Source organism: Thalassospira sp. UBA1131 (assembly GCF_002311515.1).
GTDB lineage: Bacteria > Pseudomonadota > Alphaproteobacteria > Rhodospirillales > Thalassospiraceae > Thalassospira.
Map to the genome: position 1 here is coordinate 9,249 of NZ_DCAO01000070.1, position 11,308 is coordinate 20,556.

Consider the following 11,308-nt stretch of genomic DNA (forward strand, 5'->3'; position numbering starts at 1 on the left):
CGCTTTGCGCCATCGGTTGCCGATCTGAAATTCATGAGCTTTGCCGAAATCGAAATCGCTGGCAGTCCGTGCTTTGTCACCCGTTCGGGTTACACTGGCGAAGACGGCTTTGAGATTTCTGTGCCCAACGCCGATGCCGAGGCGCTTGCACGCAAGCTGCTGGCCGAGGACGAGGTCGAGGCGATTGGCCTTGGCGCACGTGATTCACTGCGCCTCGAAGCGGGCCTTTGCCTGTATGGTAACGACATTGATACCACCACGACCCCGGTTGAAGGGGATCTGAACTGGATCATCAACAAACGTCGCCGGGCCGAAGGTGGCTTCAAGGGCGCGGATGTGATCCTTGATCAGCTTGAACACGGTGCGGATCGCAAACGTGTCGGCATCAAGCCCGAAGGCAAGGCGCCAGCACGCGAACACACCCAGATTTTGAACGCAGATGGCGAAGAAATCGGCGAGATTACCTCGGGCGGGTTTGGTCCGACCGTGGATGGTCCGATTGCCATGGGGTATGTCGCAATTGAATTTGCCGAACCGGGTACCAAGGTCGATCTTATGGTGCGCGGCAAGGCGCGCCCGGCCGAGGTGGTCGAACTTCCGTTCGCGCCGCATCGTTATTTCCGCGGTTGAGAACCAGAATTTATCATAGAGAGAGCGGCGCTACGCTGCATTGGCACTGAATTGATCAACAGGGACAATGGAAGATGACTAAGAAATTTTCGCAGGAACATGAATGGATCGAGCTTGAAGACGGTGTGGCAACCGTTGGCATTACCGATTACGCGCAGCAGTCGCTAGGCGACATCGTGTATGTCGAGCTGCCGGAAGTTGGCAAGAAACTGACCAAGGATGGCGACGCCGCGGTTGTTGAATCGGTCAAGGCCGCCAGTGACGTCTACGCCCCGCTCGATGGTGAAATTGTCGAGGTCAACGAAGAACTCGATGACAATCCTGCACTGGTCAATGAAGCCCCGGAATCCGATGGTTGGTTCTTTAGAATGACACTGACCGATGAATCCCAGCTTGATGAGCTGATGGATGAAGCTGCCTACAAAGACTTCGTCGAAGGCCTTTAAAACATGCGTTATCTCCCACTGACACGCGCTGATCGTGCTGCGATGCTTGATACCATCGGGGCATCATCGGTTGATGAACTTTACTGTGATGTGCCGGATGGCGCGTTGCTTGATGCACCTGTTGATTTGCCATCCCACCTTGGCGAAATGCAGGTCGAACGCGATATGATGGCCTTGGCCGCCAAAAACATGGGCGCATCAAGCGTGCCCAGTTTCCTGGGTGCGGGTGCCTATCGCCACCATGTCCCGGCGACGGTTGATTACGTGATCCAGCGCGGTGAATTCCTGACCGCCTATACCCCGTATCAGCCGGAAATCGCGCAAGGGACACTGCAATACCTGTTTGAATTCCAGACCCAGGTTGCCTCGATCACCGGGATGGATGTTGCCAACGCGTCGATGTGGGATGGTGCAACATCCTGTGCCGAAGCGGTTCTGATGGCCTGCCGTGCGACCCGTCGCAAGAAGGCGGTTCTTTCGGGTGGTCTGCACCCGCATTACCGCGAAGTGACCGAAACTTATTGCCAGTACAGCGACACCGAAGTCGCCGGGCGCGATGGGCATCCGGAACATCAGGCAACTGCCGAAGAACTCAACGATCTGATTGATGATCAGACCGCGTGTGTCGTGGTGCAGTACCCGGACGTGTTTGGCCGCATTCAGGATCACACCCAACTGGCTGATCTTTGCCATGCCAAGGGGGCGCTTCTGGTGGTGGTCTTTACCGAGGCGGTGGCGTTTGGTGCGGTGAAATCACCGGGCAGCTTTGGCGCAGATATCGTTTGCGGCGAAGGCCAGTCGATCGGTAATGCGCTGAATTATGGTGGGCCGTATGTCGGTCTGTTTGCCACCACGCAAAAGCTCGTGCGTCAGATGCCGGGCCGTCTGTGTGGTGAAACGGTTGATCAGGACGGCAAGCGTGGCTTTGTTCTGACGCTGTCGACCCGCGAACAGCATATCCGCCGTGAAAAGGCGACCTCGAACATCTGCACCAACTCGGGCCTGTGTTCGTTGGCCTTTACAGTGCATATGAGCTTGCTGGGTGAAGACGGTTATCGCCGTCTGGCGACGTTGAACCATGAAAATGCCTGCAAGGCTGCCGATGCGATTGACGCCGTTGAAGGCGCATCTGTGGTCAATGACAGCTTCTTTAACGAATTCACCGTGAAGCTTTCCAAACCGGCCGCCGAAGTGGTTGAAGCACTGGTTGCCAAGGGCGTCCTTGCCGGTGTGCCGCTGTCGCGCCTGTATCCGAACCGTTCGGATCTGGATAACTACCTGTTGGTTGCGGTTACCGAAACCAACACGGACGAGGATATCGCGGCGCTTGCGTCCGCATTGAAGGAGGCGCTGGCATGACCTTTACAACACATACCGGCAACCGTGGACTTGTTCTTGAAGAACAGCTGATTTTCGAGCAGGGCCAGCCCGGCCGAACCGGCGTTGATTTGCCGGAACCCAAGGGCACCAAATCGCGCCTTGGCGGCCTTGACCGTGACAGCGACGTTGGTCTTCCGGGCCTGTCCGAGCCGCAAGTTGTGCGTCACTTCACGCGCCTGTCGCAGAAGAACTATGGCATTGATGCCGGTTTCTTCCCGCTTGGCTCATGCACGATGAAGCATAACCCGCGCCTGAACGAAAAAGTCGCGCGTTTGCCCGGTCTTGCCGATCTGCATCCGATGCAGCCCGAAAGCACCGTTCAGGGTGCGCTGGAACTGATTGATCAGTGTGCACATTGGCTTTTGGTCCTGACCGGCATGCCGGCGGTTTCCATGTCTCCGGCCGCGGGTGCGCAGGGCGAGCTTTGCGGTATGATGGCCATTCGTGCGGCCCTGGATGCGCGCGGTGAAAACCGTCGTCGCGTTCTGGTGCCGGAATCCGCCCACGGGACCAACCCGGCAACCGCAGCCGCCTGTGGCTTTACGGTTGATTCTATCCCGGCGACCGAAGATGGCCGGGTTGACCTGACGGCGTTTGAAGCCAAGCTTGGCGACGATGTGGCTGGCATTATGCTGACCAACCCGAATACATGCGGTCTGTTCGAACGTGACGTGCGCAAGATCGCCGATCTGGTGCATGAAGCGGGAGGTTACTTCTATTGCGATGGTGCGAACTTCAACGCCATTGTCGGTCGGGTGCGCCCGGCAGACCTTGGTATTGATGCGATGCATATCAACCTGCACAAGACGTTCTCGACCCCGCATGGCGGCGGTGGACCGGGTTCAGGACCCGTTGTCTTTTCCGAGGCCCTGGCACCGTTTGCTCCGATCCCCTATGTCGTGAAAAAGGGTGATGGTTTCCATCTGGTCGAAACCGCAGACGAAGAAGACGGCATGAAGCCGTTTGGCCGTCTGAAGGGCTTCCATGGTCAGATGGGCATGTTTATTCGTGCGCTGACCTATATGAAAAGCCATGGTGCAGATGGCCTGCGTCAGGCATCGGGTGATGCAGTGCTGAATGCCAACTATCTGCTTGCGCGTCTTAAGGACAAGCTCAGTGTCGCCTTCCCGGGCTATTGCATGCATGAAGCGCTGTTTGACGACGGCTTCCTGAAAGATACCGGGGTTTCGACACTGGATCTGGCCAAGGCAATCATCGACGAAGGGTTCCACCCGATGACGATGTATTTCCCGCTGGTGGTTCATGGGGCGTTGCTGATCGAACCGACCGAAACCGAAACCAAGGAATCGATTGATCAGTTCTGTGATGCGATTCTGTCGCTTGTGGCCAAGGCCGAGTCGGGCGATGCAGAATTCTTCAAGAATGCACCTTACCTGACCCCGCGCAGACGCCTTGATGAAACGGCGGCTGCACGTAAGCCGGTTTTGCGCTGGAAGCCTGAAACAGCTTGATAACCAACGCAACCTGACCTTTTGGAGCACCCCGGTCTTTTGGCCGGGGTGTTCTTTTTCAAAGACTTGGACTTGAAACCCATTGGACTTGTCGCAATCTGCACCCTTATACTTGCCGTAATAGTAATGAACGCCGTCAAAAAGGTGCGTTTGGGGATTTAGTGATCGGACGCATGTCCGTTCCGGAGGGTTAAAGTCAGTTATGTCTCGTCGCGTGCAAAAAGTATTCACTGCCGAACGTCGTCTTAAAGAACGCACCGGTGGTGTTGTTGAGGATTGGTCTGACTCCTTTTTTGACCCGACGCTGGAAAGCGGCATGGGGGCAGGGGAACCGATGCAGGCATCCTTGCCGGCAGCGACGAGTGCCCCGGAAACATCCGGTATTACCCAGGCTGTTCTTGATGAAATCAGAGCCCTGCGTGGTGAAGTTTCACAACTGCGTCAGGCGGTGGCAGCCGGTGGTGTTCCGGCCAGTGATGTCGCCACCCCGTTTGCATCAAACGATGCGCCTATGGATGAATTGCCCGAACCGGTTTCAAGTAACCCAAGTCACTCCAATCGCCCGGGGGCGGCAGAGCCCGATCGTGACGATCTGGAACTGATCCGCACCCAGATCGCGGAAATGAACGAACACATCCACCGGGCCAAGGTTCAGATTGCGTCGCTGCGCCATCCAAAAGCGCAGGATGACCGATTGGTAAGTGCGACCTCGGAACTTGATGCCATCGTCAAGGATACCGAAATGGCGACCCATACCATTCTGGAATCCGCCGAACAGATTGACGATCTGACGATGACGCTTAAAAACTCGGCGCCGAGCGATTTTGTCGCCGATCACGTCGAACAGATTGCCTTCATCGTGACCAAGATCTTTGAAGCCTGTAACTTCCAGGACATTACCGGCCAGCGCATCAACAAGGTGGTCAGCACGCTTGAGTTCGTTGAAGAGCGCGTCCACAACATGATCTCGATCTGGGGTGAAGATGCGTTTGCCGAATTGCCGGTTCCTGAGGTCGAGGAAGAATCACGGCCCGAAGATGCAGACCTTTTGAATGGTCCGCAGCTCGAAGGGGAAGGCATCAGTCAGGACGATATCGACAAGTTGTTCGAATAATTCGAAAAATGCTTGGTTTTGTGCTGTGATTTAAGGTAGTAGCGTGAGCTATATCTTCTTGGCAAAGAGCGCTGCAGGCGTTTTCGCCCAGTCTTTTGTCAATCAAAAGTTTACATATGTAAGGTAAGTTCTTACCTATAAGAATAAGAAGCTATGTTGGGATGCGTGTGACATACGGTTGCACGCGTTTTGGCGTGCTTGGAGGTTAATATGGGATTTTGGTCTCTCGGTGCTATTCGCCAGCCAAAGGCACAAGACATAAAATGGCGAAAAAGCCCACGTGGGGAGTACTACCGCCTGTTCATGATCGACGATATTTCAGAGCTTAGCCTGGATGGGGTCGGTGGCGTTTACTTGCTGTGGCATGGTGGCCTGAAGCCGTCTTGGCTGGTGGCTGGTGCAACAGAAGATCTTGGACACAGTTTTTCTGAACTGATGCGAGATCCGGATATTCGCGAATATGACACCCGTGGCGGGGTCTATATGAGCTGGTCACCGATCAAGGACAGTTTCCGGGAAGGTGTTGTGCATTTCATTGCCAAGCACACCAACCCGACCTTTGAATGCGATTATGACAGCAAGGAAGACCCGATACCGGTTCTGCTTCCGCGCTGATCAGGCAATAATATTCCCTACAGTCAAAGCAAAAAGCTCCGCAAATGATTGCGGAGCTTTAAGCGCTTGTTGCGGGAAAGTTTCCGGTTTTAAAGCTTTTTCAGAACAGCTTCGGCGCTTGAAACTTCAAACGCGCCCGGTTCTTCGACGGCAATGTCGGTAACTTTGCCGTCTTCGACAATCATGGCGAAACGGTTGGCACGCTTGCCAAGGCCGCGGCCGGTCAGATCAAGTCCAAGCCCGGTTGCGTCGACAAACGCCAGATCCCCATCCGAAAGCATGGTGACGTCGTTGGCCTTTTCCGCATCTGCCCATGCCTGAAGGACAAAGGCATCGTTTGATGCAAGGCAGGCAATCTCATCGACACCTTTGGCTTTGATCTCATCGGCTTTGGCAACAAAGCCCGGAAGGTGTTTGGCCGAGCAGGTCGGGGTAAAGGCACCCGGTACGGCAAACAGGACAACTTTGCGACCTGCGAAGAATTCCTTGGAATTGACGGCTTCCGGACCGTCGCTGGTTGCGCGGAAAAGGGTAACTTCCGGGAGTTCGGAACCGACTGAAATGGTCATGGGTATCTCCGTTATTTGGCGCAATCCCGTTGACTGCGCGCTGGATCGCATGCCGGAATCAAACACCAAATCTGCTTGGCATTCAATGCTTTCACGCAGAGTTTTTAACAGGTTTCATCTGCCTGACTTGAATTGGCAGCAATTTTGGGCCTGTATGCACTTTAACGCCTGCACTCTCGCAGGAGCCGGAAACACTGCGCGTTCCCAATCAGATGTGATCACTTTGCGGAACTGGCAAGGCTTGCCGAACCGTTTGCATCTTCAAGCGCGCCTAAAACCTCGTCCACACCGAGCAACTCCGAAAGCAAAATGCCATCCGGTGCCCCCGGACCAAATACCGCATTGAACGGGATGCCAAACCGGCCATAAGAGGCAAGGTAATCAGCAATCTTTTGATCCGGACGGGTCCAGTCGGCCTGCATCAGGACAACATCATCTTGCATCAATGCATTTCGGACGTCCGGTTTTTCGAGAACCAGCTTCTTGTTGACCTGACAGGTCACACACCATTCGGCCGTAACATCGATCACGACCGTCTTTCCATCGGCAACCAAACGATCAATGGTTTCAGGTGCAAACGCCTGCCAGACAAGTGTGCCATTGTCCGATGATGCACTCGGCGACGACGGCGGTTTTGAAAAGCCGGGGGCAAACAGTGCAACCAAGAAGCCCAGTACCGCCAGTGACGTAAAGGCAAAGCGTGGACGCAGGTTTGATGTGCGTTTGCGGGCCCAGATAAAGACGCCACCCAAAATTAGGCCAAGCCCGACAGCAATCGCACCACCCATGCCGATCTGAACCGACAGAATGCCCAGAAGCCAGATCGCCGTGCCGATCAGGGCAAGACCCAGAACAACTTTGACACCAATCATCCAGCGACCGGGTTTGGGCAGGATATGTGCCACACGCGGCTGGATGGCGATGGCAAAATACGGCAGGGCCAGGCCGATCCCCAGCAAGGTGAAGATCCAGAAGATATCAAACACACTGCCCGCCAGTGCAAAACCAACCGCCGTGCCAAGGAACGGGGCAGAGCAGGGGGTCGCCAGCAAGGTGGCAAACATGCCGGTCAGGAAGTTGCTGCTGATATGGTGGCCGTGGCTTTCGCTGCGTGTGATGGCGTCATTTGCCGCGTTGCCAAGCTGATCCGGGCCGGAAATTTCAAACAGCCCCCACATGTTCAACGCAAACAGGGCAAGGATGATCGTCATGACGGTCAGGAACAGCGGTTGCTGGAACTGAATGCCCCAACCAATGGTGCCCCCGGCCAGTTTGATGCCGACCAGCACAGCGGCAATCACCCAGAAGGATGTGATGATCCCGGCGGCACTGGCAAGGAAACCGATGCGCACCCGGTTAATGTCCTGTTCGCGGGCCTTAAGGGCTGACATGACCTTGATCGACAGGACCGGTAATACACAGGGCATGACGTTCAGGATCAAACCGCCAAGCAAGGCGAACAATCCGATCATCGCGAAACTCATGCCTGCCGTTGCGCCCGCATTGGATGCGGTGCTTATGGCGGCAATACCATCCCCGACAACAAGGTTTTGCTCGACCGAAAGCGGACCGGCGATGACGGTGACGGTGACCGGCTGATCTTCCAGTGTCTGGTCTTCGGCCAAACCCATGACGGTCAGATCGAAATACTGAACATCCTCGTTGCTGCCCGTGGCGGCCGTTTGCGGTTCGGGCAGACCGAATCCCGCACGCAGGTCGCTTTCAATCAGGATGTCGTCAATGTCGACCCCGGCATCATCAAGACCACGAACACCCAGACGCAGGCTGTGTGTTTCGCCCTGATTGATGCTGGAAATGCTGGTGACTTCGATGGGAAGGCTGGTGCCCCGCAGCGGCACCTTGGAAACAAATTTTTCGATCTGGTGGGCGTGATTGCTGGCGATCGAGGTGCCTGCACCAGCGGAGGCGCCTGCCGGGACATCAAGATTGAAGCTGGCATTTGCCGGAATGCAGATGTCGCTGCACACCAGATAATCGACATCGAGGCGGATCGCGACCGGCTGGGTCGGATCAGGGATCGCAACATCAATCGGCAAAATGATGTGATCCTTGTAGCCGAATGTTTCGAGGCCAAAGATCGAAAAGCGGTGCGGTGCGGGCCAAAGGATGTTTGCGTCGCCGACATTTTCGGACCCGGTCCAATCAAGTTGCGGCGGGAACCCGGCATCGCCTGCGCTGCGCCAGTAAATCTTCCAGTCGGGTTGCAGTTCGTATTCAAGACCAAGGCGGAGTGTCTGTTTGCCGCCGGTTTCGGTTTGTGCACTGATCAGGCGGACTGACGTGAAGTCCTCATCGACCCAGTCGGTTGCCATATCCGATGCCGCCAGTGCAACAGAACTTGCACCAATGGATGACAGGCAGATGGCAATCAAAAGAGCCAAGCGGGTGATAAGGTGGCGGAGCACGTGTTGTTCCTTAAGCACGAAAAACCGATTTGCGCAGTGTGGGCCAAACTTGTGGCACAGAAGAGGCGTAATTCCAGTCCCCGTTCAAATCAAGCCACGACTGTGTGAACGCCCTATCACTAGCACATGCAGGCAGGGGTTTGTCCTGATCCAACGCAAAACGAGATGGATCCATTGCCGTGGCAGTGCGTTACTACCTACATGAGGTATATGGGAATCCGGAATGTCAAACGACAAAAAACACGGTTTTCCGGGTTCTTGATGGAAATGGGCAGGTATTCGCGCTAGGCTCTGTGAAACAGGATAAAGAGAGTTGCGACATGGCAGAAGGTATAGGCACGGGTGATTATCTCGGCGGCAAGCTGTTGGTAGCGATGCCGGGCATGCGTGATCCGCGCTTTTCGCAAAGTGTGGTCTATATCTGTGCGCACAATAAAGACGGTGCGATGGGGCTGGTGATCAACCGCCTGATCGACAGCATCACTTTCCCGGAATTGCTTGAACAGCTTGGCATTGCACGCCCGGCACCGACCATCGAAGACATTCAGGTCCATTTCGGCGGCCCGGTTGAAAGCAGCCGTGGCTTTGTTCTGCACTCGACCGATTTCTCCAATGAGGCGACCCTTCATGTTGATCGTGGCGTGTCGGTGACAGCGACGGTTGATATTCTTGAACAGATTGCCGTCGGCGAAGGTCCGCAAAGCCGCATCCTTGCCCTTGGTTATGCCGGGTGGCGCAGCGGTCAGCTTGAAAGTGAAATCCTTGCCAATGGCTGGCTTCACGTCGACGCCGACGCCGATCTGCTGTTTGATACCGATTGCGAAGACAAGTGGGAGCAGGCGTTTTCACGGCTTGGCTTTGCGCCGGAACTGCTTTCGGGTGAAGCCGGACACGCTTAAAGGCGTTCTATCCCGAGACCTTGAGAACCCGTCAAAAGAAAAGCCTGCCAATTTGGCAGGCTTTTGCATTTCGTACCGTCGTGATCGATCAATCAAACAGGGCGTCGATTTCTTCCTGTGAGAAGATCTGGTCGACTTCATCCTGAGACACGCGATTGGCATTCTGCGGTGCCTTGGTGACGGTTTTGTCCAGATTGTCGAGGCCTTTGGGATCTGGCGGCAGGTCAAAGTCGCCAAAGTCATCCTCACCCCAGATTTCGATCACGCGGTTCACGCGTTCCTCGATATACTTCATGGTATTGACGACCTTGGTAATCCGCTGTCCGGTCAGATCCTGGAAGTTACAGGATTCAAAGACTTTCACCACCAGTTCGACAATGTCATCGGCCAGCCCTTGCGTGTAGTCATCCGGGGCGGCGGAACGGATATTGTGAGCAACCGCGTCAATCTTTTCGACGGTTTCAAGGATGTTGGCAGTCGCATCCTCGGTGGCGGCAACGACGGAATCAAGTTCGCCCTTCACGATATTCAGGCGTGTCCCGCTGTCGTCTTCGGGGGCGGTGTAAAGAGCAGCGATTTCCTTTTTCGTTTCCTGAATGGAATTGGCAAGTGCGCGGACTTCGTTTTTGACCAGCCGCAGTTCCTTGCGGGCATCTGCCTGTTCGTCATCGTCCGGGGCTGCTGCCGCGTTCGCCTTTTTCTGTTCGTCGATCATCAAGCGGATGTCGGACAACAGTTCAAGTTTGAGCTCTTCGATTGCGGTGTGCAGGCTTGAAATGTCAGCGCTGCCTGCAGCACTACCCGTGTCGGTCGGCATTTCGGTCGGCAGGGCGACCATGTCACTCATGGTTTCGAGCTTGTTGAGCAACCGCATCTCTGCGGTGAATAGTCTTTTACTTCCTGAGCGTGCCATAGACGAACCTCTGTCTTTGAACCGTCAGCATCGGACAAGGGCCGGTTTGACCATCTTGCACGGAACATCGGGAATGCATACGTGATGGTAGAATAGTCCGCAAAGCTGATATATCCAACCGAATTTCTATCCGTGATATTGGGGAAAAGCCAACGCAGTTAAAGGGTTTGGACCATAATTTTGCTGCATGTAGGATCGAAGCGCCTCAAAGTATGCACCGAATCGTTCCCTGAAAGGTTTTTTCGGCAATGCCCGGTCAAAATCGGGGCATCCTGCGATGTCATCAATGTGACGTAGCGTTGAGTTGATCCGCACGGATGTCGGCTGCGTAGGACGGGTGACGAAACGGCTTTAGCCATTGGTTGAAGTGATTCTAAGGTCTGTTGCGCATATATTGCAAAGCAGCAAACGCAGGTGAAGCGAAAATCGGCCGAGAGGAATGGCGGTTTTTCTATCCAAGGGTGGGTATTTAGAACGGCTTCAGCTAAAACCGGGGCGCTAATTTGATTTGTTATCAAATACATTTTTTGTGCAACGCAGCGAGGTTTTTTCTGGAACAGGTGTCGAAGATACGCTATTTGCCTGCGTTACCAATGTACTTTCATGTGCAGGCTATTTAAGAATAAGATATGTCAGAGGAAATGCTCCGGCCCGTTGTACTTTAATCTTTGGTTGAGGTTGGGGTCATCCCAAGAAGGGGATGATACACCAAGTCACCAAAGCCCAGCGGGGGTGGGGAAGAGTGAGGCATATCGCCTTGAGATGTAATGCGAGGGGGCAGATTCGCATGTCGATCAAGAAGCTATTTCCCATTCTTTTGTTGGGATTGGCGGTACTTACCGGG

General features: G+C 54.8%; 10 protein-coding genes. 7 read left to right on the forward strand and 3 right to left on the reverse strand.

What is annotated here, in order from left to right; translation table 11 throughout:
* The 6 genes from B3Z49_RS11190 to B3Z49_RS11215 all read left to right on the forward strand — a co-directional run.
* On the forward strand, positions 1-630 hold a 630-nt coding region (locus B3Z49_RS11190), incomplete at its 5' end, for a glycine cleavage T C-terminal barrel domain-containing protein (protein ID WP_296990857.1).
* Between the two features lie 74 nt (positions 631-704).
* The gene (gene gcvH / locus B3Z49_RS11195) at positions 705-1,076 is read left to right on the forward strand and encodes a glycine cleavage system protein GcvH (RefSeq protein ID WP_008889187.1); all 372 of its coding nucleotides are present in this window, start codon (positions 705-707) and stop codon (positions 1,074-1,076) included.
* A gap of 3 nt (positions 1,077-1,079) precedes the next feature.
* Positions 1,080-2,435, forward strand: a complete 1,356-nt coding sequence (gene gcvPA, locus B3Z49_RS11200; protein ID WP_210515033.1) for an aminomethyl-transferring glycine dehydrogenase subunit GcvPA — start codon at positions 1,080-1,082, stop codon at positions 2,433-2,435.
* Positions 2,432-3,928 (forward strand): aminomethyl-transferring glycine dehydrogenase subunit GcvPB, encoded by a 1,497-nt coding sequence (gene gcvPB, locus B3Z49_RS11205; protein ID WP_296990862.1) that lies wholly within the window; start codon positions 2,432-2,434, stop codon positions 3,926-3,928. Before gcvPA ends, gcvPB begins: the two co-directional genes overlap by 4 nt.
* 202 nt (positions 3,929-4,130) lie before the next feature.
* A complete protein-coding gene (locus tag B3Z49_RS11210) occupies positions 4,131-5,042 on the forward strand; it encodes a protein phosphatase CheZ (protein ID WP_296990864.1) in 912 nt (303 codons plus the stop codon).
* A gap of 210 nt (positions 5,043-5,252) precedes the next feature.
* Complete coding sequence (locus B3Z49_RS11215; RefSeq protein WP_040822685.1) at positions 5,253-5,657, forward strand: hypothetical protein; 405 nt, start codon at positions 5,253-5,255, stop codon at positions 5,655-5,657.
* An 89-nt stretch (positions 5,658-5,746) separates the two neighbouring features.
* On the opposite strand, the gene B3Z49_RS11220 is transcribed toward B3Z49_RS11215, so the two are convergent.
* Together B3Z49_RS11220 and B3Z49_RS11225 are read right to left on the reverse strand one after the other, a co-directional pair.
* Positions 5,747-6,226: a peroxiredoxin gene (locus B3Z49_RS11220; RefSeq protein WP_008889192.1), complete on the reverse strand. Its 480-nt coding sequence runs from the start codon at positions 6,224-6,226 to the stop codon at positions 5,747-5,749.
* Positions 6,227-6,444: 218 nt separating this feature from the next.
* Positions 6,445-8,652 carry a protein-disulfide reductase DsbD family protein gene (locus B3Z49_RS11225; protein WP_296990868.1) on the reverse strand — a complete coding sequence of 736 codons (2,208 nt, stop codon included), beginning with the start codon at positions 8,650-8,652 and terminating at the stop codon, positions 6,445-6,447.
* 320 nt (positions 8,653-8,972) lie between these two features.
* On the opposite strand from B3Z49_RS11225, the gene B3Z49_RS11230 reads away from it, so the two are divergent.
* Positions 8,973-9,551 (forward strand): YqgE/AlgH family protein, encoded by a 579-nt coding sequence (locus B3Z49_RS11230; RefSeq protein ID WP_008889194.1) that lies wholly within the window; start codon positions 8,973-8,975, stop codon positions 9,549-9,551.
* Positions 9,552-9,639: 88 nt separating this feature from the next.
* Here B3Z49_RS11230 and B3Z49_RS11235 read toward each other — a convergent pair whose 3' ends face one another.
* The gene (locus B3Z49_RS11235) at positions 9,640-10,464 is read right to left on the reverse strand and encodes a hypothetical protein (protein ID WP_296990871.1); all 825 of its coding nucleotides are present in this window, start codon (positions 10,462-10,464) and stop codon (positions 9,640-9,642) included.
* Between the last annotated feature and the right edge of the window lie 844 nt (positions 10,465-11,308).

Excerpts from the sequence above, each read along its gene's own strand:
- gcvH (WP_008889187.1), top strand. The coding sequence starts at position 705 with ATGACTAAGAAATTTTCGCAGGAACATGAATGGATCGAGCTTGAAGAC.
- gcvPA (WP_210515033.1), top strand. The coding sequence starts at position 1,080 with ATGCGTTATCTCCCACTGACACGCGCTGATCGTGCTGCGATGCTTGAT.
- gcvPB (WP_296990862.1), top strand. The coding sequence starts at position 2,432 with ATGACCTTTACAACACATACCGGCAACCGTGGACTTGTTCTTGAAGAA.
- B3Z49_RS11210 (WP_296990864.1), top strand. The coding sequence starts at position 4,131 with ATGTCTCGTCGCGTGCAAAAAGTATTCACTGCCGAACGTCGTCTTAAA.
- B3Z49_RS11215 (WP_040822685.1), top strand. The coding sequence starts at position 5,253 with ATGGGATTTTGGTCTCTCGGTGCTATTCGCCAGCCAAAGGCACAAGAC.
- B3Z49_RS11220 (WP_008889192.1), bottom strand. The coding sequence starts at position 6,226 with ATGACCATTTCAGTCGGTTCCGAACTCCCGGAAGTTACCCTTTTCCGC.
- B3Z49_RS11230 (WP_008889194.1), top strand. The coding sequence starts at position 8,973 with ATGGCAGAAGGTATAGGCACGGGTGATTATCTCGGCGGCAAGCTGTTG.
- B3Z49_RS11235 (WP_296990871.1), bottom strand. The coding sequence starts at position 10,464 with ATGGCACGCTCAGGAAGTAAAAGACTATTCACCGCAGAGATGCGGTTG.